At 57.7% G+C, this 23,086-nt stretch carries 16 protein-coding genes; 10 read left to right on the top strand and 6 right to left on the bottom strand.

Translation table 11 applies throughout. From position 1 onward, the window contains the following. Nucleotides 1–40: 40 nt before the first annotated feature. From secG to AC1EKE_RS06185, 4 genes are all read left to right on the top strand, one after another. Entirely contained in the window at nt 41–442 is a 402-nt protein-coding gene (secG, locus tag AC1EKE_RS06200; protein ID WP_480308695.1) for a preprotein translocase subunit SecG, read from the top strand. 163 nt (nt 443–605) lie between these two features. Continuing rightward, nucleotides 606–866: a 50S ribosomal protein L28 gene (gene rpmB / locus AC1EKE_RS06195; RefSeq protein ID WP_018107832.1), complete on the top strand. Its 261-nt coding sequence runs from the start codon at nt 606–608 to the stop codon at nt 864–866. Between the two features lie 114 nt (nt 867–980). Further along, the gene (rpmG, locus tag AC1EKE_RS06190; RefSeq protein ID WP_297127362.1) at nt 981–1,184 is read left to right on the top strand and encodes a 50S ribosomal protein L33; all 204 of its coding nucleotides are present in this window, start codon (nt 981–983) and stop codon (nt 1,182–1,184) included. A gap of 22 nt (nt 1,185–1,206) precedes the next feature. Continuing rightward, nucleotides 1,207–1,362 carry a DUF4295 domain-containing protein gene (locus AC1EKE_RS06185; protein WP_018107830.1) on the top strand — a complete coding sequence of 52 codons (156 nt, stop codon included), beginning with the start codon at nt 1,207–1,209 and terminating at the stop codon, nt 1,360–1,362. Nucleotides 1,363–2,078: 716 nt separating this feature from the next. Here AC1EKE_RS06185 and AC1EKE_RS06180 read toward each other — a convergent pair. Together AC1EKE_RS06180 and murB are read right to left on the bottom strand one after the other, a co-directional pair. After that, nucleotides 2,079–2,852 (bottom strand): MBL fold metallo-hydrolase, encoded by a 774-nt coding sequence (locus AC1EKE_RS06180; protein WP_480308694.1) that lies wholly within the window; start codon nt 2,850–2,852, stop codon nt 2,079–2,081. Between the two features lie 6 nt (nt 2,853–2,858). Next, complete coding sequence (murB, locus tag AC1EKE_RS06175) at nt 2,859–3,911, bottom strand: UDP-N-acetylmuramate dehydrogenase (protein ID WP_480308693.1); 1,053 nt, start codon at nt 3,909–3,911, stop codon at nt 2,859–2,861. Between the two features lie 158 nt (nt 3,912–4,069). Between murB and AC1EKE_RS06170 the strand changes: the two genes are divergently transcribed. The 6 genes from AC1EKE_RS06170 to mutL all read left to right on the top strand — a co-directional run bounded on the left by AC1EKE_RS06170 (nt 4,070) and on the right by mutL (nt 13,898). After that, the gene (locus tag AC1EKE_RS06170; protein ID WP_480308692.1) at nt 4,070–6,091 is read left to right on the top strand and encodes an LTA synthase family protein; all 2,022 of its coding nucleotides are present in this window, start codon (nt 4,070–4,072) and stop codon (nt 6,089–6,091) included. A 234-nt stretch (nt 6,092–6,325) separates the two neighbouring features. Beyond that, nucleotides 6,326–8,047 (top strand): glutamine--tRNA ligase/YqeY domain fusion protein, encoded by a 1,722-nt coding sequence (locus AC1EKE_RS06165; RefSeq protein ID WP_296159087.1) that lies wholly within the window; start codon nt 6,326–6,328, stop codon nt 8,045–8,047. A 12-nt stretch (nt 8,048–8,059) separates the two neighbouring features. Continuing rightward, entirely contained in the window at nt 8,060–9,478 is a 1,419-nt protein-coding gene (locus tag AC1EKE_RS06160; protein ID WP_480308691.1) for a peptidylprolyl isomerase, read from the top strand. A gap of 31 nt (nt 9,479–9,509) precedes the next feature. Continuing rightward, entirely contained in the window at nt 9,510–11,624 is a 2,115-nt protein-coding gene (locus AC1EKE_RS06155) for an OstA-like protein (RefSeq protein WP_480308690.1), read from the top strand. A gap of 7 nt (nt 11,625–11,631) precedes the next feature. Next, complete coding sequence (locus AC1EKE_RS06150) at nt 11,632–11,994, top strand: hypothetical protein (protein ID WP_480308689.1); 363 nt, start codon at nt 11,632–11,634, stop codon at nt 11,992–11,994. An 8-nt stretch (nt 11,995–12,002) separates the two neighbouring features. Continuing rightward, complete coding sequence (mutL, locus tag AC1EKE_RS06145; protein ID WP_480308688.1) at nt 12,003–13,898, top strand: DNA mismatch repair endonuclease MutL; 1,896 nt, start codon at nt 12,003–12,005, stop codon at nt 13,896–13,898. Between the two features lie 255 nt (nt 13,899–14,153). On the opposite strand, the gene AC1EKE_RS06140 is transcribed toward mutL, so the two are convergent. Genes AC1EKE_RS06140 through AC1EKE_RS06125 form a run of 4 tightly spaced genes read right to left on the bottom strand, consistent with a single transcriptional unit; the run spans nt 14,154 to nt 22,658 of the window. Further along, on the bottom strand, nt 14,154–16,106 hold the full coding sequence (locus tag AC1EKE_RS06140) for a family 20 glycosylhydrolase (RefSeq protein WP_480308687.1): 1,953 nt from the start codon (nt 16,104–16,106) through the stop codon (nt 14,154–14,156). Then, nucleotides 16,107–16,604, bottom strand: a complete 498-nt coding sequence (gene tpx, locus AC1EKE_RS06135; protein WP_480308686.1) for a thiol peroxidase — start codon at nt 16,602–16,604, stop codon at nt 16,107–16,109. A 52-nt stretch (nt 16,605–16,656) separates the two neighbouring features. Further along, nucleotides 16,657–21,771 (bottom strand): alpha-2-macroglobulin family protein, encoded by a 5,115-nt coding sequence (locus AC1EKE_RS06130; protein WP_480308685.1) that lies wholly within the window; start codon nt 21,769–21,771, stop codon nt 16,657–16,659. Between the two features lie 8 nt (nt 21,772–21,779). Next, nucleotides 21,780–22,658, bottom strand: a complete 879-nt coding sequence (locus AC1EKE_RS06125; RefSeq protein ID WP_480308684.1) for a tetratricopeptide repeat protein — start codon at nt 22,656–22,658, stop codon at nt 21,780–21,782. Between the last annotated feature and the right edge of the window lie 428 nt (nt 22,659–23,086).

Raw genomic sequence — 23,086 nt, 5'->3', positions numbered from 1 at the left:
GTGAGGTCCCTGCATACGAGTAAGTTTTTAAGAGAGGAAAATGTTTACGTTCCTTAATGTTTTAGGCGTTCTTGCAGCTATCCTGCTGATCTTCGTGGTCACCATCCAGGATAGTAAGGGTGGCGGTCTCGCAAGTGGCTTCTCCAGTGCCAATAATGTGATGGGCGTCCGTCGCTCCACAGATATGATCGAGAAGGTCACCTGGTGGCTGGCCGGCATTATGTGCCTGCTCTGCGTCGTTGGAGCCAAGTGGACCCCCACCGTTCAGCACGCCATCAATAAGCAGGAGAGTGTCATCAATGACTATGTCGACCAGGCCACTATCCCTGCTCCCGCTGATGCACAGCCCTTCGGTGGCAACGCCGTAACACCCGCAGAGACGCCCGTTGCACCCGCAGAGGCACCTGCTACACCTGCTGAGCCTGCTACTCCCGCAGAGTAAAGGCTTCAAGTGGTGTCACCACTCCTGAATAGCTCGCGAGAGTGATCAGAAGGTCTGAGTCAGCAGATTATCCGGCTGAAGGATTGCTATTTTGCCTAAAGAGTGGTACCTTTGCACCCTGAAACTTAAGTACACGAATACAATAATATAGAGACAAGATATTATGTCACGAGTATGTCAACTGACCGGCAAAAAGGCGATCAAGGGCAACAGCGTGTCTCACTCCCACCGCAGTGAGAGGAGGACATTCAATGCCAACCTTTTTAACCGCAAGTTTTACTGGCCCGAGGAGGACTGCTGGGTACACCTACGTGTCTCCGCCAAGGGTCTCCGCCTGATCAATAAGGTGGGTCTGGATGCTGCGCTCCGTAGTGCTGCATCGAAGGGATATCTGGACGACTTCATCATTACCGATAAGGCCTGATACTCTACGAGAGGATTTTGGACCACTACCCCTCACTTGTGATGCTGCGTGAGGCACTGTCCGTGAGAGTCCTTCCCTGATTTTTTGTAACCGCATAGATAGATCAATCACGATATGGCCAAGAGAAAGAAAGCCAAGAGAGCTAAAGGGAACCGTGTCCAGGTGATCCTGGAGTGCACGGAGATGAAAGAGAGTGGTCTGCCCGGTACATCACGCTACATCACTACGAAGAATAAGCGTAATACCACCGAGCGCCTTGAGCTGATGAAGTACAATCCCATCCTCAAGCGCATGACCCTACACAAGGAGATTAAGTAATCCTCAGATCGACTAGTACATTATGGCAAAGAAAGCGATATCAACCCTCCATGCCAGTGACGGCCGTACTTACTCCAAGGTAGTGAAGATGGTAAAGTCCCCCAAGACGGGTGCTTATGTCTTCTCGGAGCAGATGGTCCCCAACGAGATGGTCCAGGAGGTCCTTAAGGCAAAGTGACTTAGAGCTGACCCTCAGTCAGCCTATAGATAACAAAGCGAGCGCTAGCAGAGTCTTTTCTCTACTTGCGCTCACTTTTTTTTGCCTCCTGACTCAGGATGGACTTGTACCGAACAAGCATTGCTTTCCCGAGCGAGAGCTTGGCAGAATACTTCGGATGCAATAGTCAAGGAGAATAATCACTTGAGTGAGGACATTCTCACAGAGCCACTCCTGATCTGAGACTATGCAGTGGTCATAAGGAGGCGTATTGTACCGAATTAGGAGACTGTCGTTTTTCTACGAAATACTCTGGTGAACGTAATGAGAGAGAAAGACTCGAGACGATGTCCACACTGTGGGCATCGCCAGTCCTTAAGGACATGCATGCCCTACCTTATACACGCATATGGTTACAGGATCAAGTGTGAATAATGCGGCTGCGACCTTGTGCCGGACTATTACCCTATTCCCTTTCCAGTCGGTTTTTTTACCGGATTTGCTACCATCGTCATCGTAGCTGGCTTTTGCCTTTACTTTCTACATTGGTCATTGTTATCGGTAGCAATAGTGTCGATGACGGTTCTGTTGGCTCCTCTCCTTTTAGCGTGTTACATAGTTCTCCATAGGATTACATTCAAGAAATTGTAACCCCTTAACTATGAGAATTTGACGTATCAGTGCAGTTGTCGGACTAAGTCTCAAGCATTCGACCCCTTACTCTGTTTTGCCAAGCGTCAGAGGTCGATGGTCAGGCCATCGTAGGCGGGGGCGATGCCGGGAGGGCAGAGGGCACAGATATCCTCGTGGGTACCGAAGTCGTGGTCGATGTGGGTGAGGTAGGTCTGCTCCGGTCCGATGCGGTGGATCACCTGCAGTGCCTCATCGAAGCTTAGGTGCGAGGGGTGCTCGCGGATCCGCAGGGCGTTGATCACCAGTGTACGGACGCCCCGGAGGATCTCGTAGCTCTCCTCGGGCAGGGTCTTGCAGTCGGTGATGTAGGCGAGGTCTCCGATGCGGTAGCCGAGGATCGGGAGCTGTCCGTGCAGTACGGTGAAGGGCAGCACATCCGCATAGCGCTCGTCCGCAACAGGCTCCCCGGAGGTGAGTGGGTGGAGCTCCAGCGTAGGCGAACCTGGATACTTCTTTGGTCCAAAGGAGTAGGGCATCACCCGGTGAAGCGCATCGATCACCCTCGGGAGGGCAAAGATGGGGAAGGTGTGGTGGTGATTGGAGAAAGCCCTTACGTCATCCATCCCGCCTATATGGTCGTAGTGCTCGTGCGTCACAAAGATTGCATCCAGGTGATCCAGATCCTCACGAAGCCCTTGCTGCCTGAAGTCCGGTCCCACATCGATCATAATCAGTCGCCCGCCCGATCGGAGGAGGACGGCGGAGCGCAGACGCTTGTCACGCGGATCAGCGGACCGGCAGACCGGACAGCGGCACCCGAGCTGTGGCACCCCGCGAGAGGTACCGGTGCCGAGGAAGGTGAGCGTACCTTTCTCCATATCTCTTTACTCCTCCATCATCTGATTGACCGAGCGCATCAGTATGCTACGTACATACCGCACCTCGGGGCGTATCTCTATCCCAAAGCGCTCATTCACCTTAGCAATGATCAGGTCAGCGAGCCGTCTGATGTCCGCGGACTCGCCGTGGCTGTGGTTGATCAGCACGAGAGGCTGCTTGTCGTAGGTCCCCACCTTCTCATTTCGATACCCCTTCATCCCCACCTGCTGGATCAGCCAGGCAGCCGGGATCTTGTGTCGGGTGCCGTCCTCACTGTCGTAGTGTGGCACATCGGGGTACTCGCTCTGCAGCTCCTCCAGCTTCGCTGTGGTGACAAAGGGATTCATAAAGAATGATCCCGCATTGGGCAGCTCGGCTGGGTCGGGGAGCTTCGACTGGCGAATGGAGATCACCTCCTCGGCGACACGAGCGGGGGTAAGACCCTGCTCCTCTCTCAGGTCGCTGAGCCCCCTGTACTCAAGCCTAGGCTTGGGGACCTTGGAGAGGGTAAGCTCGATCGCCGTGACGACGGCAGAGACCATACTCTCCTCCTTGAAGATCGAGTGGCGATAGCTGTATTTCGCCTCCGTAGCGGGGAGGTCGTGTGCGGAGCCGTCCCTCAGGTCGATATAGTGGATCTTGTCGAGTACGTCATAGATCTCTGCGCCGTAAGCACCGATGTTCTGCACCGCTGCGGCACCGCTGTCGCCCGGGATGAGGGCAAGGTTCTCGATTCCCCACCAGCCCTTCGTCGTCGTCTCTGTGACCAGCTCGTGCCACCTCTTCCCCGCCCCCACACGGAGCCGGACAGTCTTGTCATCCTCTGAGACGATCGCGACATCGGACCCGGTATAGCGGAGGACGGCGCCCTTGAAGTCGCCATTGAAGAGGAGGTTGCTCCCCCCTCCGATGGTGATAAAGGGGATGGTCCGGAAGTACTCGTCCCGAGCCAGTGTCCGGACATCCTCCTCACTCTCCAGGGTGATGAAGAAAGCGGCTCGGACATCGAGGCCGAAGGTATTGTGCTCCTTGAGCGGTTGATCCTGCGTAATGCGCATAATTAGACTATAGTGATGTATATCTTCCTCAAAGGTACCCAAATTCTTCGCCGTCGTTGCTATCCGGAGCTGTCGGCTGGGGATTGAGTCTAAAGTGTTACCTTCGCGGGATAAAACTCCTTTATTTTTGTCTTGACAATATAACTTGCTTTTCGGGAATGGGTGTCCTAAGGATACGCAATAGGTGGGTCGCTATGCTGGCTCACACCGGTCTGGCAGTGGTGCTGATGACACTCTGCAGGCTGCTTTACTACTTCTTCAATAAGAGTCTTTTCAGCTTCATCGCGATGCCACATCTGCTGACGCTCCTTGCCGGAGGGCTTCACTACGATGTGGCAGTGATCCTCTACGGCTGTATCATCTACTATCTGATGATGATAGCGGGAGCGCTTCTGCCACCACGAGTGGAGCAGCGTCGCTGGTGGCAGGTGGTGAGGGCGGTCGGCTTCCTTCTGCCGATGGGCCTGATGCTGGTGATGAATATCTGCGACACAGGTTACTATCCCTATATCCTGAGCCGTGCCTCAAGGCACCTCTTCTACGAGTTTGGCGAGGAGGATATGGTTGGTCTTGCTGGAGGCTTTATGGTCCAGTTTTGGCCACTCACCTTGGCATTCTTCGCCCTGATGTCTCTGCTGGTCTACGGCTTTCTCCACTTCTCCTTTGCCCCCGTGGTAGAGCAAAAAAGGAGTCCGCTGGTGCACCGGATAGCAGGTGCTCTCGTCGCTGTCGGACTCATAGTGGTCGGGATGCGCGGCACCCTCCGATCCCATGAGCGACCACTCAGTGAGACGATAGCCGACAGATACATCGAGGACTATCGGGAGGTGGCGCTGGTGCTGAATACCCCTTACTCGCTCTCCCGGAGCTCCGGTGCGCGCTTTGTCCGGTACCGGTTTTACGACCCGACCGAGCTTAGGCGGATCTTTGACCCCGTCTATCAGGCTGAGCCACTCGAGCCGGGAGATACCCTCTTCGGATCGTTACGGGGATACAATGTGATGATCGTCCTGATGGAGAGCATGGGGCGGGAGTACATCGGTGCGCTCAATACGGACATCCCCGGCTACGAGAGCTACACCCCGTTCCTCGACTCGCTCATCCCTCATACGCTCTACGCAAAGTACGGCTATGCCAATGGGAAGCGCTCCGTCGAGTCTTTCCCATCGATCTATGCATCGCTCCCTACCTTTGGCGCCACTTTTAATGATAAGGAGTTCCAGATGAATAGCTATCAGCAGTGTCACGCCTTTACGTCGGGGCTGCCGCTGATGCTGAGGGATGAGGGGTATGACCTGAAGTTTTACCACGGTGACGAGCCGGGGGCGATGGGCTTCTATGACTTCCTCCACCGGATGGGGCTTGAGCGCCAGTACACGGCGGAGGACTTCCGTCAGGAGGTGCCGGATGCCGATCGGTACTTCATGAAGTCGTGGGGCGTCTTTGACGATCCCTTTGAGCAGGCTATGGCGCGGGATATGAAGCGCTCCCTCAGAGAGCCCTTCGGAGCCTTCTTCTTCTCCCTCACCAATCACCACCCCTTCCAGCTCCCTCGGGGGTATGAGAAGAGGTATAAGCCGGGTACGCTCCCGATCCACCGCACAGCGCAGTATGCCGATGAGGCGCTGCGAGACTTCTTCGACTCCATCAAGGATGAGCCGTGGTATGACCATACGATCTTCGTCATCACGGGCGACCACACCAATCAGAGTGACCGCCCCGAGTACGACTGCCCTGCAGGCAGGTCGATGGTGCCGATCTGCTTCTATGTCCCCGACGGATCCCTCCGGGGTGAGATCTCCGATCGCGTTGTCCAGCATCTCGACATCTATCCCACACTGCTCTATCTGCTGGGGATAGACCGAGCGATCTACTCCTATGGTCACAATATCTTTGATGACCGGGTGGATCACTATGCACTCAATAACTTCTTTGACCGGTACTTTCTCTTTACAAAGGAGCTGACCGTGGTGATGCGGCGGGATGGGGAGGTCTCTCTCGAGGCTCCTCGCGCACCGGTGCAGACGGATCATCCCGACCCGACATTGCCGAGCGACTCCATCCGGGACCACTACAGCCACCTACTGAGAGCGATTGCGCAGGACTATAGTGAGCGGCTCTTCTCCTCGGGCTTTGTGCTGACCGACCCTGCCGCTACCGAGGCGGGCGCACAGCATTAGCCCCCTTCGTAAGGCTGAAGTCTAATACCGATATTAGATCGATCTAATATCGGTATTAGACTTCACTAATATCGGTATTAGGTATCCGCTTGTAGGACTGGGCTCTAATGCGCTTGGTCTGAGGTGGTGGATAGGTGGGCTATTTGTCGTATCTTTGTGATCAGTGGTGTGGCATCGTTGCCGGCTTGCCGGGAGCTGTCGCCGCCCTGTCTTTTACCCTATTAAGAGCCTTGTATGAGCGAGATAGTAGAACCAGTAAAAAGCGGCGAGGAGAAGTCGCTCAACTTTATACAGCAGATCGTGGAGCGTGACCTCAGGGAGGGACTCCACAACGGACGCATCCAGACCCGCTTCCCACCGGAGCCCAATGGCTACCTCCACATCGGCCACGCCAAGGCGGTTTGTATGGACTTCGGCATCGCCGAGAAGTATGGCGGTGTCTGCAACATCCGCTTCGATGACACCAATCCCGTCAAGGAGGATCAGGAGTATGTCGATGCGATCCTGCGGGATATTGAGTGGCTCGGCTTCCACTGGGGCAACGTCTACCACGCCAGTGACTACTTCGATAAGCTCTATGACTTTGCCGTCGATCTGATCAAGCGGGGCCTCGCCTACGTCGATGAGCAGACGTCCGAGCAGATCGCTGCTCAGAAGGGGACGCTCACTGAGCCCGGGACAGCCAGCCCTTACCGGGATCGCCCGGTGGAGGAAAACCTCCGGCTCTTCGAGGAGATGCGTCACGGTAAGCACGCCGAGGGGTCGATGACCCTCCGGGCGAAGATTGATATGGCTCACCCCAACCTCCTCTTCCGCGACCCGATCATCTACCGCATCATCAAGAAGCCGCACGCTCGCACCGGGACGGACTGGTCGGTCTACCCGATGTACGACTTTGCGCATGGGCAGAGTGACTACTTCGAGGGAGTGACCCACTCGATCTGTACGCTCGAGTTTGTCCCCCACCGCCCACTTTATGATTACTTCATTGATCTCCTCAAGCCAGAGGATAGTGAGTATCGCCCGCGCCAGTATGAGTTTAATAGGCTCAATCTCACCCACACGGTGATGAGTAAGCGGAAGCTACTGGAGCTGGTGCAGCGCGGTCTCGTCCACGGCTGGGATGACCCCCGGATGCCCACCCTCGTCGGTATGCGCCGGAGGGGCTACACCCCGCAGAGCATCCGAAACTTCATCGGGGCCATCGGCTACACGAAGTACGATGGCACCATCGAGGAGGAGCACCTGGAGCACTATGTCCGGGAGGATCTGAATAAGGTCGCCACCCGTGCCGCTGTGGTCCTCGACCCGATCAAGCTGGTGATCACCAATTACCCCGAGGGAGAGACGGAGGAGATGGAGTGCGTCAATAATCCGGAGGACCCGGATGCCGGCACCCACACGCAGACCTTCGGTCGAGAGCTCTGGATCGAGCGGGAGGACTTTATGGAGGATGCACCCAAGAAGTACTTCCGTCTCACGCCCGGGCGCGAGACTCGACTCCGCTCCGCCTACATCGTCACCTGCACCGGCTGCGAGAAGGACTCCACCGGACAGGTCACCACGGTCTATGCCGAGTATGACCCGGATAGCAAGACCGGTGGTGCCACCGCCGATCGCAAGGTGAAGGGGACCATCCACTGGGTCTATGCTGCCGGGGCGCAGCCGGTAGAGGTCCGTATGTACGACCACCTCTTCTCTGCCGAGGATCCGATGGCGGAGGAGTACGAGGACATCAGCGAGCTGATCAATCCTCAGAGCGAGACGATCCTTTACCCATGCTATGCTGAGAAGTTTATCACGGAGGCTCAGGTGGAGGACCACTACCAATTTGTCCGCAAGGGCTACTTCACTAAGGACAAGGACAGCACAGACGAGCTGCCAGTATTCAATCAGACTGTCTCCCTCCGCGACTCGTGGAAGAAGATGGTCAGTAACGACAAAGCCAATAAGTAATAGGTCATGCTAATGAGTACGCAACCCCATACCCGGTCCCATCAGTGGCAGATTCTGAGTGCCCTCTGCCTGCTCTTCCTCGCTCCGCTCACGATGCTCGCCCAGAGCCGCAAGAATGTGGTGGATGAGGTGGCCTGGGTCGTGGGTGATGAGCCGATCCTGCTCTCCGACATTGAGCGACAGAGGATGTACTACGAGAGTATGGGGCAGCCCTTCCAGGGTGATCCTCGCTGCATCATCCCCGAGCAGATGGCGATCTCAAAGCTCTTCCTCAATCAAGCTAAGATCGACAGCATCGAGCCCAATCAGCAGATGATCAATGCCAATGTCAATCAGTGGCTGGAGCAGGTGACTAATCAGCTGGGGAGCAAGGAGAAGCTCGAGGAGTACCTCGGTCAGAAGTACTCTCAGATACGGGAGGAGCGCCGTAAGGTGGTGGCTGAGCAGTACACCGTCATGCAGATGCAGCAGAAGATTGTCGGAGAGGTGATGGTCGCCCCATCGGAGGTCAATCGCTTCTATGAGCAGATCAATAAGGACTCCCTTCCCTTTGTCCCCACGACGGTGGAGGTGCAGATACTCACTCTTCAGCCCAAGATCTCTATCAAGGAGGTCGATGCGGTAAAGCAGCGGTTGGTCGACTTCACGGAGCAGGTCAATAGTGGCAAGTCGGACTTTGAGACCCTGGCTCGTCTCTACTCCAAGGACAATGAGACAGCCCTTAAGGGTGGTGAGATCGGCTTTGTCGGTCGTGCGGAGCTGGAGCCGGAGTTTGCCAACGTCGCCTTTAGCCTCAATGACCCAAAGAAAGTGTCACGCATCGTGGAGACGAAGCGGGGCTACCACATCATCCAGTTGATCGAGAAGCGGGGCGACCTGATCAACGTGCGGCACATTATGCTGAGTCCGGAGGTCAATCAGGAGGAGCTCCTCGCAACCAATAGCCGGATGGACTCCATCGCCGGCATCATCACGAGGGACAGTGTCCCCTTTGCCACTGCTGCGCTCTACTACTCCTCGGATGAGGATACCCGGCTGAGTAACGGACAGATGGTGAACGCCAATCAGCAGAGCTCCCTCTTCGGTACCTCTCGCTTCCAGATGTCCGACCTGCCTCAGGAGATGTCCCCGCTCGTATCGGAGCTGGGCGAGGGAGAGATCACCAAGCCTTTTACCATGACGGATAAGAATAACCACCTCGTCGTGGCTATTGCCCGTCTCAAGAGCCGTAAGTCGGGTCACCGCGCCAATGTCGTCGACGACTATCAGGTGATCAAGGATATGGTGGAGGGGAAAAAGCGCGAGGAGCTGCTCGACGAGTGGATCCGCGAGAAGCAGAAGACCACCTACGTCAGCATCGCACCCGCCTATCGGCAGTGCACCTTTCAGTACCCCGGCTGGGTACTCCGTGAGGGCACGGAGAAGGAGTAAGCTTGTCCCAATACTGCAAGAGTAGTCTCGTATGAACGAAGGTGACCCTCGTCATCCCATTCTCATAGCTCTGGCACTGACGCTCCTGTCGGTGGCAGGGCTTCTGGCTACTCAGGCTCGGCCATCGGCTCCCGGGACTGCCGGCTTGCTCTCCTCCCTGCAGACGGCGCCTCCTGATACGACCGGCAAGGAGCGGATCATCATAGAGCACGTGGACCTGTGGCGCTTCGATAAGGAGGTCAACCCCGATGCTCAGATCCTGACGGGGAACGTTGTCTTCAAGCATGACAACGCACTGATGTACTGCGACAGTGCGCTCCTCTATAGGGAGACCAATCGATTTGAGGCTTTTGGCAACGTCCACATCCACCAGGCTCAGGATACGGTCGATATCTACTGCAACTACCTTGACTACGACGGCTACACGAAGCTTGCACGACTCCGAGAGCTGGTACAGATGGAGCAGGGGGAGAATACCCTCCTCACTGATAGCTTGGACTACGATCGTATGTCGGGGATCGCTTACTACTTTGACTACGGCTCGGTCGCTGACAGCCTCAATGTGCTCTCGAGCGTCTATGCGGAGTACTCCACGGTGGATAAGACGGCGGTCTTCTACAACGACGTCGTGCTACAGAATGACAACTTCACCCTCTACTCCGATACGCTGCACTACGACACTAATACCAAGATCGCTACCATCCTCGGTCCCACAACGATCGAGGGCGACAGCGGTATCATCTACGCTACTCGCGGCACCTACCGGACGGAGGAGGACGTGGCGACACTCCTTGATCGGGCCGAGATCGTCTCCGGCAGCCGATGGATGACGGGTGACTCTCTCATCTACGACCGCCCCGCACACTTTGCCGACCTCTATGGTAGTGTCATCCTCAGGGATACGGCTGAGAGTATGGAGCTGAGGGGCAATCATGTGATGTACAACGACTCCACCGAGTGCGGTGAGGCGATAGACCATGCGTATATCTACGAGTACTCCGACTCCGACCACCTCTTTACCGGTGCGGATAGGATGCAGCTGATCAAGGTCGACTCCGTCAATAATATCGCTAAGGGGATAGGCAATGTCCGTACCTGGCGCAGAGATGCACAGGCTGTCGCTGACTCGATGGTCTACCTCACTCAGGACTCGGTGATGAAGATGTATGGTCGCCCCTTCGTCTGGAGCGGTCTCTCACAGGTCACCGGTGACTCGATCCGCCTTTTTATGAAAAATGGCTCCGTCGAGCGCGCCCTGATCGGAGAGAATGCCTATATGTCCCAGCATCTGCGGAAAAAGTACTACAATCAGATGCGAGGACGAGAGGTGGAGGCCTACTTCCACGAGGGCGAGATGGACTCCGTATGGACGCGAGGCAATGCGGAGACGATCTACTTCAGTGAGAATAAGGACTCCATCCAGACCGAGCAGACGCATACGCAGAGCAGCGAGATACTGACGCAACTGGAGAATCGAGAGGTGGTGCGGATCCTCCTCCTTGGACAGACAAAGGGACGCACGAAGCCGATCTTCCTCGTCGAGGAGAGCGATCTGGTCTATCCCGACTTCGTCTGGTTCCCCGAGGGGCGCCCGGTCGACTCGCTGGATATCTTCCGTCGCACCCCGACACCTGGCCAGAGTGGAGGCGATTTGGTGCCGCGCCCACCGACGACAGGTCTCCTTCAGGACCTCCCGACTCCTAAGGAGGAGAAGCCTCAGCAGGCTGTGCAGACCTCACTCCCATCGGACTCGCTCGTGACAGCGCTGACCGACTCTATCATCCGGACGATGGCGGACACCACCGGCATATCGATCGACTCGATCAGGAGTCATGTGATGGACTCCCTTGCTGTCTCTCTGCCACAGGCGGGTCGTGAGATCCTGCAGGGCGCAGCCGACAGCACCCTCAGGGCCATCTTCGGGCAGCGGGTCACCGAGTTCCTTGACGGGCGACAGCGCCCCGCCGAGGTGACCGACTCCCTCCGTCGCATGGGTACCGCTCAGCTCGACTCACTCGGACTAACACGTAAGGCTGTGACCGATGAGGCAGAGACCAAGGCGCGTGAGGTGATCACAGGGCTCAAGAGAGAGCGACAGGCCACGATCCGCAAGGAGGACGAGGCGACACAACCTAAGAAGAAGTGACCGTACTATGGGATGGGGAAGTTTTTTTAAGTCTAAGAAGCCAAGAGGATTCAGGTACACCTACCTCACCTTTGACCCAAAGAAGAAGGAGCTGGAGCGCAAGATCCGGCTCTCCAAGCATAGGGTCGACCCGGAGGCGAATCCCCTTACGGAGGAGGACTTGAAGGAAAACCTCAGAGGACGCTTACGGCGCAACTCCGAGCGTCTTGCCAAGTATGGCGACCCGGAGGACTTCTCGGAGAGCATTGGCAAGAAAAATAGGCAGCTTGTCTTTGTCCTCGCTATCCTCTTTGCCTTTACCTACTGGATCTTCGAGAGCTTAGGCATCACCACCTGGGCTGACTTCGCACAGCTTTTCATCTTCTGGTAAGCCATCGCGTGGATAGCAGAGTACATCTATTACCGGATAATATTGCCAATCAGATCGCTGCCGGTGAGGTGATCCAGCGCCCTGCTTCCGTCGTCAAGGAGCTGGTCGAGAACGCTATCGACGCCGGAGCCACCGACATCCAGATCATCATCAAGGATGCCGGCAAGACCCTGATCCAGATCATCGACAACGGATCCGGTATGGGAGCCGTCGATGCCAGGATGGCCTTTGAGCGGCATGCGACGAGCAAGATCCGCGAGGCGGCTGACCTCTTCTCCATCGTCACTATGGGCTTCCGAGGAGAGGCACTCCCCTCCATCGCTGCGGTGGCACACGTGTCCCTCCAGACGCGTATGGAAGATGCGGAGCAGGGGACGAAGCTCGAGATAGAGGGCTCTAAGGTGATCTCTCAGGAGCCGATCGCCTGCCCTGTGGGGGCCAATTTCCAGATCCGCCACCTCTTCTTCAATGTCCCGGCGCGGCGGAAGTTCCTCAAGGCGGATACGACCGAATTTGCCCACATCCTTACTGAGCTGCAGAATATTGCTGCTGTACGGCACCGGGTCGCCTTTACCCTTGTCCACAATGACAAGATCCAGCTCCAGCTCTCTGCAGCACCGCAGAAGCAGCGGCTCCTCGACCTCTTTGGCAGCCGGCTCTCCAAGCACCTCCTCCCGCTCCATATCGAGACGCCCTTAGTCACCATCGAGGGCTTTGTGACGGAGACGAGGTATACCCGCAAGCGCGGAGCCTGTCAGTACTTCTTCGTCAACGATCGCTTTATGCGGCACCCCTACTTCCACCGGATGGTACTCAATGCCTATGGCGAGATGATACCTAAGGGGGAGAAGCCGGAGTACTTCCTCTTCCTCTCATGCGACCCCGGCTCCATAGATGTCAATATCTCGCCCACAAAGACGGAGGTCAAGTTTGAGGCCGAAAATGATATCGGCACCATTCTCTTCTCCGCCATCCGTGAAGTGCTGATGAAGGGGGCAGCCATGCCTACGCTCGACTTTGACGAGGATCGTATGGAGATCCCCATCGCTGATACCAGCAGACGCAATGCCCCCGAGCCGCCCACGTCGGGCAACTTCTTCGAGGTGGGGAGCCGGCTCAATGACAGTGACGAGCTGATGCTGACGCCCAAGATCGGCGACACCTTCCCTGCCGTGGGGGGCGAGACGGCTATGCCCGATATAGCAGACTGGGATAGCTTCTACGAGGACTTCCAGAAGAGTCGTGAGGACATGCCGAGGCAGGTCCCTCTCACCGATAGGGAGGATCCTGTGCAGACCATGCCCTCCTCACTCACAGAGGAGAAGCCCGAGGTGAGATCCGGGTACGATGTCCCACCGCTCATCTACGGCGACTATGGCATCGCCCTACGTCCGGAGGGTATCGCCGTGGTCAGCCTCTCCAGGGCAAGGGAGAGGGTCCTCTTCGAGCAGTATATGACCTCCTTTAGAAGCGGGCATGTGGTCTCATCGCGCCTGCTCTTCCCGGCACTCCTTGAGCTCTCCTCCGAGGACACTGCTCTCCTGAGAGAGTACCGTCAGGATCTGACAGAGATAGGTTTCGACATCTCCGATATGGGGCAAAATGCGATCGGCATCAACGCCGTACCCGAGGGGCTACCCGCAGGCGGAGAGGAGGAGATCCTCCATGAGCTACTCCGTGAGTGCGAGCAGACCGGTCGCTCAGGTGGGGAGGTCTTGTCGAATAGGCTTGTGCGGACCATCACCACCTCGCGCCTACGGTCCCTTCCTCGCCAGATGACCCCGGCGCAGGCGCAGCAGCTCCTTGAGCAGCTCTTTGCTCTCCCGGAGTATCGGGTTACCCCATCCGGTCGGCAGATCCTCTTCTTCCTCACCCCTCGGGAGCTCGCCAAGCACCTCCCCTGACACAAAAAAAAGAAGTCCCGTCTCACGATGTGAGGCGGGACTTCTTTTTCTCTCAGACTGATATCTCCCAAAGACCTTTGCAAAATGGTCTTTTGCCGAAAAAGCACCGCTTTTTCGGCAGGGACTTTGCAGAATACCCCAGATGCAAGGAACTGAGAGTGAGGGCGAAGGGAGTGTGCTTACGCACATGACCAAGCCCGAATCTCGAAAGTGACGCCGCAGATGGGGTATTATGCAAAGGTCTCCCCAGTTGTATCAGTTACTTAGCCACTCTACCCGCAGGTCGGAGAGGGAGCCGGTGAAGTGGCCGGTTCGCTCCAGCGGGAAGACCAGTGTCTGTACCCAGTAGCGAGGTCCCTTCAGCTCACGGTCTTCCGGATGCACGATGATGCCGAGCGTCTCCTGCAGCTGACCATCGATGTAGAGTCGGGTCTCCCGATTGGTCCCCTCGATCGTCACCTCAGTCTCGCGACCTATCGGTAGGCGGTAGTCCCAGTGGTATCGGTACCCGTCCCGCTCAAAGCCCAGCAGCCCCTCCTCCGGGGTGGATAGGTAGACCACTGCATCCTTAGAGGAAAAGAGGACCGTACCGCGGGGATTTTCTCCCGGGGTGATGCGGAAGGAGACCCGGTAGTCGTACCCAATCTCAGTGATCGGCAGACCCAGTGGGGAGCCCACCTTAGGCGATGAGACGAAGTAGGAGCGCCTATTCTTCTCCGGTCTCGCAAGCAGGTTTACTCCCGGTGCCTCGGATAGACTTCGACGCTTTCGGTCAAAGGTCTCGTAGGACATTGTACCACTCCTTCCTTGCCAGGTCTTGGCTGCGAGGGTCTGCACAGCGGGGAAGATCCGGTGGTAGACGTCCTGCTGACTGATGCCATTTCCGCAATGGTCGTTCCAGACGGCAAACATCCCTCCCTTGATCTGCGGGTGGTGCTCCTCCAGCGTCTCGCTATTCATCGTTGCCGGGGTCCACTCCCTATAGAGTTTCTCAATATCGAGGTAGTCGTAGTAATAGCCGGCTGCCGGCACGATATAGACCCACCGGTCCGGCATGCTCACCACGTCGTACCCCATGTCGATCATCTCTCTTGCGAGCGAGTAGTCCATACTCCAGCAGTAGAGCAGGACATCGTCCACCTTCACCGGTGTCTCGCCTCGTGCATGGGTGAGCGATCCCCAGACGGCGGCGCGCTTCCCATACGACTCCACCTTGCGGATGTAGCGGTCGGTGAAGGCTCTGAATTGCTCCACCACCTTCTGATCCTTATTGCTGTACTCGTCCGTCCCTATATGGACGTAAGGGGAGATGAAGGTGGGGTCGGCCGGGTCCAGATACTCCCCGAGCAGATCGTCCAGCACGCGATAGGTGTCGGGACTGAAGAGGTCCATATGGTCTGCGCCATACTCCTTGCTCCCTATCGAGGGCATGTAGTGGGTAAAGGCGAGCGTATGCGCCGGCACATCGATCTCCGGGATGATCGTCACACCGAGCGAAGCCGCCTCCTGCTGCAGCTGCCTAAAGTCGGCCTTGCTGTAGTGCCCATCTGTCGCTGTCAGCCCCGGGTGGGTCTCGCTCTCGAGACGGAAGGCCGCGTAGGTCTTGTCCCAGTCGTCGCTGTAGAATTTCTTGAAGCCATTGTCGTTGAGATGAATGTGGAAGGCATTCATCTTGTAGTACGCCATCAGCTTTACGGTGGTGCGGAGGAAGTCGAGGGAGAAAAACTTTCGTCCCACATCCAGCATCATGCCGCGTATCGGGTAGTCCGGGTAGTCCTCTATCACGCCGCAGGAGAGCTTCTGCCCCTGCTCGAGCAGCTGGAGCAGCGTCCGCGTCGCCCAGTAGAGTCCCTGACGGGAGTTGCCCGTGAGAGTGATGTGATCCGGTAGGATCTCTATCCGATAGGCTTCGCTCCCCTTGTCGGAGAGTAGGGTGGGGCGGATCGCAAGGGAGATGGTTCCTGTGGATCCTGCCTTGGCGGTGTCGCCTAATAGCTCTCGGAGGTCCTGCCTAAGCAAAACGGCGACCTCCGTCGCCTCCTCCCCCTCGGGGGTGAGACGACAGAGGTCACTGTAGTGGAAGGATTCCTCCGCCCCGCTCCAGCTCTTGACCTCAGGGATGGTAAAGGGCTTGTTGCTCTGAGCGAGCCCCCGCACCGGGCTGAGGAGGATAGAGAGAAGGAAGGGGATTAGGAGTCCATACTTCATTTAGAGTGCTGCGATAGCCTGATCGTAATTGGGCTCGTGGGTGATCTCCTCGACTTGCTCGGTGTAGAGCACCTTTCCCTCCTCGTCAAGGACGATGACGCAGCGGGACATCAGCCCCTTCAGTGCACCAGAGGTCAGCAGGCAGCCGTAGTCCTTGCCGAAGTCAGGGCTCTTGAAGGTGGAGAGCGTCACGACGTTCTCCAGTCCCTCGGCACCGCAGAAGCGTCCCTGCGCAAAGGGAAGGTCTGCGCTGATGCAGAGGACGACGGTATTGTCGAGCGAGGAGGCCTTCTTATTGAAGGTCCTGACGCTCTGAGCGCAGACACCCGTATCGATCGACGGGAAGATATTCAGCACGACCCGCTTACCCTTGTAGTCGGATAGCTTTGCATCTGATAGGTCGCCCTTCGTCAGGCAGAAGTCAGGTGCCTTGCTGCCCACCTCAGGCAGCTTACCGATCGTCTCTACAGTCTCTCCCGAAAACTTTACTTTAGCCATAGTTTCTTGTGATTGTTGTTGTGTGTGATATATGAAAAAATAGAATTGTCTCTTACTCGCTCCTGCGGATCGTCAGTGATCCACCGGCGCTATTGCCCGCATACTCCGGCGCGTAGAAGCTCTGCACCTCGGCAGGACCGTAGCTGAAGTGTCCCGCCACGTTGGCGGTCGCCTCCAGCTCGATCACGTGCTTCCCCCTCTGGAGGTAGTCGATGAAGATGTAGTCGGCCGTCTCTCGTCGGCTGTAGCCGTACCACGTGCGGTCCGACATACCGTAGCCGGCAAAGTCATAGCCCGGCTCGGCGCCTGCCGCCCGGTCATCCCGTATCGTCACGAGGCTCAGGTCCTGCTTCGTCTCGATCAGGTAGCGCACCACCAGCTGCTCGCCGGCTACCGCCTCCCGCTCATCCGTCAGTCGGACGAGTGACGACTTGCCATCGATGATACGGCGGGCGTAGACCTCCTTGCCGATCGTCAGCTTCTCACCTGTGGGTGTCGCCTTTGCCGCCGGCTCCGTCACCCGATACCGGATGCCACCGAAGGCAAAGTCTGTCGTCACACCCTCCCACCGGATCACCGTCTTGGTCTCCGGCTTCGGCAGGCCGAGGACGATGTGTCCCGTCGCCTTATCGAGTGCCGTGGGGCGGTAGGTCACCTTTCCGAGATGGAGCGTCGCATCGGGTGCAAAGCTCGTCGGCGTCACCGTGCGCAGCAGAGGCTCCACCGCCTCCAGCGTCATCGGGTTGCGCCACAGCGTCCCCTGCTTGAGGCTCAGCATAAAGCGTGTCACCTCCGGAGAGAGTGCCTCGTCCTGCTGATCGTGGTGGAGGAAGAGGGTCAGCGCCAGCAGCTCAGCATCGCTCTGAGTGTAGCTGCTTCGGTCGCGGATGAAGTCCCGCACCTCGCTGTACGCTGCCTTGGTGTCAAAGGCACGCGAGTACTCCCCAAAATTGAGCAAGTATGAGGTCGATGCGGTCCGGTAGCTCTCTCGAGCACCCTTCACCTGCTTCTCGAGCAGCTTCTTCACCTCTCCGGTGAGGGTGGGATCCTTCCTCCCCAGCTTATGGATCAGTAGGCGATACTCCATCGCAGCCTTGTAGTAGCTCCGGTCCTTGGAGAGCTGACCCTGCAGGTACTTCAGCGACTGGTCGATCGCATCATCCAGCTTTGCCGATCGTGTGGGGGTAAAGGCAAGATTCTCCAGGACCACATGGGTCAGCCAGGGAGAGGGCTCTGGCAGTAGGGCATCGTAGCGGAAACCACCGGTGGGGAAGGTAAAGGCGAGGATCCTCTTCTCCAGCCCGCTCAGCAAGTCGCTCATCCGCTCCTCACTCAGGAGCAGATCGTAGAAGTCTGCCAGTGTCCTCGGGTCGGCCTGCCTATTGAAGGATGATCTCGGCTCCGACTCCCGATCACGTATCGCAGCCCGCAGTTGTGTGCGAGACATAGAGAGGCTCCGTTTCAGCTCCGGTGTGGAGGCGATCAGCGCCCTCAGGCGACTGTAGACCGCATACTTCGTGCTCGCCTCGAGGAGAGAGAGCTCCTCTGCCGGTGCCTCTGTAGCGTAGGTGTCGGCGAGGGTGGTGAGGAGGAGGTGGATCGGGGAGAAGTAGATCTCCGCCACAGCCTGGCTACCGCCGAGGTCCGCCTTGGGCAGTGTCAGGCTCACCTGCGACTGCTTATAGGACGAGAAGGGGACCGCCACCGTATACTCCGTCAGGTCGCTCCGGAGAGGGATCACCCGCTCCAGCGCATCGGTATAGTGCGTTCCTGCCACCGTGGCACGCAGTATCAGCGAGTCGCCATCGGCACGCTTAGCCTCCACGACGAAGGGCATCGTGCCTGTCTGACCACCGGCCACCGACAGCTCCGCCTCGGATAGCTGCGCCTGACCCTCCGTGACGGTTGCACGGATGGTTGCGGGCGACTGCTCCGCATTCTGCACCCGAGCGAGTCCCTCCAGCCGGTCGCCCCATCTCAGGTATCGGGGCAAGGACAGCTCTACGGAGAGCGGGGCAAAGACGCTGAAGCTATGGTCCTCCAGCAGCTCCTCCTCAAAGTTGGGGGCAAAGGAGTAGACCTTCAGGACATACTCCGTCTGTGTATCGGGCAGCTTAAAGTTCAGCTGCACCTGTCCCTCCCTATCGCTCCTGAGGAGCGCGCTGAAGTATGCGGTCTCGGCAAAGTTTTGCCTCAGCCTCGGCTGCCCGTCTGATCTGGCACCCTCAGCCACAACCATTACCTCATCTTTGACGACGTTGCTCTGCTTCATCATCGCCCTCGGGGATGCCACCGCACTCTCCATCACACTATCCATCAGGACAGCGCCATACAGATTGCCACCCAGAGCTTGGTATAGTATCGGTGAACCCCCGATCTTGCTCCAGTGCTGCTCGTTGCCCGAGGCCTCGGTGAGGGCCTTGTCAAAGACCGCCACAAGTACCGGCACCTCAGAGAGCGGCTTGCCCGCGCGACTCACGATGGTAAAGCGTCGAGAGAAATCCGCTCCCGGCACAAAGCGACCCTCTCCCTCCTTCATCTCCAGTCCATCGGTGTGGGTCTTCTCCTTATCACCCGACTCCTCACTATACTCTGTCAGGTCAATGCGTGCGGAGGACTCCTCCCCTCTGTAGTAGGCGGAGAGTACCACGGATAGCGTCCCCTCCATCGGGCGTAGGCGATAGAGCTTACCCGGCTCCACCGAGAGGAACTGGTGCACACTTCCCTTTCTCTCTCGGACCATCAGCAGAGAGAGCGTCCCGCCATGGCTTGAGCCGTAGAGGATCTCTCCCTCCTTCGTCATAGTGGCAAAGAGGGGTACCTCGCCCTGGAGCCGGTCATCGGTCGGGCTGTAGAGGTAGAGTGGGTCGCTCTCGTCCGTCACCACCTGACCCCAGTAGTCGGTCGTCTCTATCCTCAGTCGGTAGCTCCCGCTGGGCAGACTTGCCAGGCTCAGCTTCCGCTTCCCCTTCATCGGTAGCTCGATCGGCTCTCCGACCTGCTTCCCCTTCGCATCGATCCAGGTGGCCGTGAGCTGATACCTCGACAGGTCCCCCAGCCTCATCCGCTGGTATGGCTGGCTCTCAGTGCTCAGCGCCAGGTCGAGGCGATTGAGTCTATGCTTACCGCCCAGAAGTAGGTTTGCCGACAGGGGGAGGTTGGTCGTATCCTTCTCCATCGCCAGAGACTCATCCGCTACATCTCCTATCGCATCAGCGGCAGAGAGAGTGATCGGGTGATTCCAGTAGTAGCCACCCGTCGCAGACTTCGTCAGCGGCTCGGTCTCCAGCATAAAGTGTCCATCCGAGCCGCTCCGACCCGTCATCCGCTTCCCGTCCACATCGTACTGGAGCGTCAGTCGTGCCGCCACAGGGTGACCATTCAGATCCTCTGTCCGACCATAGATCCGCATCGGTCGACCGGAGACATAGCCGGTCGGTATGCTGTCGATGGTGAGCGACAGGTGCATCAGCTTATACTCCTCTACCTGTAGAGACTCGTCCCCATAGGCGGTACTGAGAGAGAAGCTTGAGAGATGCTCGTCCTCGGGGAGGGTAAAAGAAGCCTCCGCCACCCCACGATCGTCGGTGGTGATCGTCTGTGTCTCCAGTACCTCCCTCACCCCGTCGCGGTAAGCGACCAGCTCCACCTGCTGAAGTGTGTTCGGTTCGGCCTTCACCACCTCCCCCTTGCGGGTCACGGTGACGATGCCGACCTTCACCGTCTGCCCCCTCTTGTAGATCGGTCTATCGGTGTAGAAGTGTGTCTCTGCCTGTCTCTTCGGATTAGCTGTCCCGGCAGGCCACTTTTGCTCCCCATAGATGGTGAAGAACCGCTCCTCAAGCATTCGGGGATCCTTGACGCTGATGAAGAGGTACCCCCCTCTCGGCGGGGTCTGGCGAACCACCACCTCGCCCCCTTCACCGGTGTAGAGGGTGGCGATGGGGCGTCTCCGCTCATCACCGCGGAAGACCTTCACCTCCACGCCGGAGACCGGTCTGCCGTCCTGTCGGTCGAGGGCGTAGATGATCTGCTCGTACTGATCCACGGTGATCTTGTCCAGCCGAGCATTGCTATGACGGATCACCCCCGTGCGTTCGTTGTAGAGTGCCAGCTTATAGTACCCCACTCTCGGCAGACGGAGGGATACTGTGTCGCTGATCCAGCGAGCCTTACCCGCCGGAGCTGTATAGGAGGCGAGCTTCGTCGCACGACCGCTACGGATCTGCTGCTCCACCCTACGGTCACCGCCGACGAGGTAGAGGTCGAGCGCCTGTCGCGTCGGACCCTCTATTTCGACGGTAGCCTCCCCAGTGTGGAGGTCAATGTAGGTCACATCACTGATGGATGGACTGTGGCCAAAGAGCTGCTTGCCCATCTCCCTCAGTCGCTTCTCGTAGGGGTTCCCCGGTATTGACGGCTCTATGCTGAGGTACTCGGCGTAGAGCTTACCCTCCTCGCGGATCCACTCCTCGGTCTTGTACTCCATCTCAAGAGGTATGAGCTGTCGTGAGCTCCGTTCCCGGAGGTCCAGCATACGGACCACCGGCTGCTCGGGGCGACCGGCAAAGCGCTCTATATAGGTCGGGTAGATATTCTCCTCCGACCGCTTTGCTTCCCACTCCAGCATGGAGAGAGCTTGGTCGCTGTAGCCTGCCCTCAGGGCTTGGTCCAGCTCCCGGAGATGAAGCTCCCGGAGAGCATCGAAGCCCTTGTCCGCCAGCTGCTCCATCAGCTGAGCCAGCAGGGAGTACCCGTTTCCCTCGGAGGGCACACCCAGTCGCCATCGGCGGACCTGACTCTGATAGCGAAGTCCGCTCAGGTCGGTGGTGGCGCGCCACAGCTCCCGACGCTCCAGCTCTCGAGAGATCATCCGGACCAGCTCCTCCTCGGTCCGCTTCTTACTCCAGAGGAGTGTGTCGGGCGACTCGTCTGTGGTGTCGTACTCCTCGATGGTGCGACCGGCATTGGCTGCCAGTCGACTTAGGTGGTCGAGGAGAGAGAGCATCTCCTCCTCGGGGATCTTCTGTTCCTCTGCCATAGCTACTTTATCAATGGATCGGTGACCGGCGATACCGGTCCCGGTCAGCAGACCTGCGCCGACAAGTGCCGGCAGCAGCAGTGCTGCGATTCGGGCCCCGAGGGCCGTATGAGTGATACGCTTCATGGTATTATTTATGATTTTTTCTTGATCTGAAATACTTCCTCCCTTGCTTGTGCCACCCTAGAGGGTGTTGCTCCCGCCTCTATGGCGCGAGCGAAGTCTCCCTCTGCCTCCTCTTCCTCCCCATAGATTAGCCAGATCTCGCCCCTCAGGAGATACTCCTCCGCATCGACACGCTCCCCGCTCCGGCGGATGATCTCCCGCACATCGGCAAGTGCGTCCGACTTACGCCCCTGACGCATCAGGAGCCGAGCCCTCGCCCGGTAGGCCGGTGCCATCACCGGCTGCTGCTCGATCAGGTAGCTCAGCAGCTTCTCTGCCTCGAGTGGGCGTCCCTGCTTCTCGTACACCTCCGCCATCTTCACACGCGGGAGGTAGGCGTCTGGATTGTGCGCAAGGATCCGCTTCAGGTCCTCCTCGGCGGCATTCCAGAGCCCCATCTGCTCGTATGCGAGTACCCGCTTATACCGGTAGATCTCGCTGGAGGGTGCAGTAGAGACCAGCTCGTCATAGTCAGTGAGGGCGCTCTGCAGTTGCCCCAGGTCAGAGAGCAGGTCTGCCCGTCGCTCCCTCAGCTCCGGTACTTTCGGCTGACGGCTCAGCGCCTCAGAGAGGAGCTCCAGAGCCTCGAGGGAGTCACCCCGCGCCACCACCAGCTCAGCCAGATTGCCGAGGAGGAGGAAGTTCCCCTCCGCCTCCGGACTCAGCTCCAGAGCCTGCCTAAGCATCAGCTCAGCGCTGTCCGGTTTGCCTGCCTCGTAGTAGTCAAAGTAGCGCTCCACGCAGCCGGCATACGCCTCTCCCCCCTCCTTATCCGTCTGAGCGGAAGCAAGAAGCAGGGGCATCAGGGCTACGATGATCGTTGCTAAGGGTCTGGCGAGGACATTCATTGGTGTACTTCTTCCATGCTTTAGATTATGAAAGGTACCCATTTTTCCCCACCTGACCAATCTCGATTGTTAAAGAATGTGGAGCCCTCAGCTCTGTAGATTATTGGGGAAAAAAGGAAGAGACAACTCGTCCTGCCTCCTCAGAGCAGGGGGAGACTCCGCAGTCTCACCATACTTGGCCGAACCTGGATGACAATGGCGGATATCCGTAGGACGCGAAAGGAACCGTATACGAGTCGTCTCAGTAAAGATTCATGCGGCAAAGATACGACAATCCCAAGACCCTATTGTCTCTTATCTGCACCATCTCAGAGCTTACGAATTAGCCAGTCCTACGACCGTGGAGGACTTGCAAAATAAGTGTGTACTCATTAGTAATAAATGCGTATATTTGTATATGAGTTGGCACCTAACCCGTTTCGGGTGTG

This window comes from Porphyromonas sp. C0041D3 (genome assembly GCF_056590575.1).
Note: the sequence above shows the minus strand (reverse complement) of the source record. Positions and strands in the feature narration are given on the sequence as shown.

What these genes read in the sequence shown, in the direction of transcription:
- tpx (WP_480308686.1), bottom strand. Translation starts at nt 16,604, where the DNA reads ATGGCTAAAGTAAAGTTTTCGGGAGAGACTGTAGAGACGATCGGTAAG.
- rpmB (WP_018107832.1), top strand. Translation starts at nt 606, where the DNA reads ATGTCACGAGTATGTCAACTGACCGGCAAAAAGGCGATCAAGGGCAAC.
- AC1EKE_RS06160 (WP_480308691.1), top strand. Translation starts at nt 8,060, where the DNA reads ATGAGTACGCAACCCCATACCCGGTCCCATCAGTGGCAGATTCTGAGT.
- AC1EKE_RS06170 (WP_480308692.1), top strand. Translation starts at nt 4,070, where the DNA reads ATGGGTGTCCTAAGGATACGCAATAGGTGGGTCGCTATGCTGGCTCAC.
- secG (WP_480308695.1), top strand. Translation starts at nt 41, where the DNA reads ATGTTTACGTTCCTTAATGTTTTAGGCGTTCTTGCAGCTATCCTGCTG.
- AC1EKE_RS06165 (WP_296159087.1), top strand. Translation starts at nt 6,326, where the DNA reads ATGAGCGAGATAGTAGAACCAGTAAAAAGCGGCGAGGAGAAGTCGCTC.
- rpmG (WP_297127362.1), top strand. Translation starts at nt 981, where the DNA reads ATGGCCAAGAGAAAGAAAGCCAAGAGAGCTAAAGGGAACCGTGTCCAG.
- AC1EKE_RS06180 (WP_480308694.1), bottom strand. Translation starts at nt 2,852, where the DNA reads ATGGAGAAAGGTACGCTCACCTTCCTCGGCACCGGTACCTCTCGCGGG.
- murB (WP_480308693.1), bottom strand. Translation starts at nt 3,911, where the DNA reads ATGCGCATTACGCAGGATCAACCGCTCAAGGAGCACAATACCTTCGGC.
- AC1EKE_RS06125 (WP_480308684.1), bottom strand. Translation starts at nt 22,658, where the DNA reads ATGAATGTCCTCGCCAGACCCTTAGCAACGATCATCGTAGCCCTGATG.
- AC1EKE_RS06185 (WP_018107830.1), top strand. Translation starts at nt 1,207, where the DNA reads ATGGCAAAGAAAGCGATATCAACCCTCCATGCCAGTGACGGCCGTACT.
- AC1EKE_RS06155 (WP_480308690.1), top strand. Translation starts at nt 9,510, where the DNA reads ATGAACGAAGGTGACCCTCGTCATCCCATTCTCATAGCTCTGGCACTG.
- AC1EKE_RS06130 (WP_480308685.1), bottom strand. Translation starts at nt 21,771, where the DNA reads ATGAAGCGTATCACTCATACGGCCCTCGGGGCCCGAATCGCAGCACTG.
- AC1EKE_RS06150 (WP_480308689.1), top strand. Translation starts at nt 11,632, where the DNA reads ATGGGATGGGGAAGTTTTTTTAAGTCTAAGAAGCCAAGAGGATTCAGG.
- AC1EKE_RS06140 (WP_480308687.1), bottom strand. Translation starts at nt 16,106, where the DNA reads ATGAAGTATGGACTCCTAATCCCCTTCCTTCTCTCTATCCTCCTCAGC.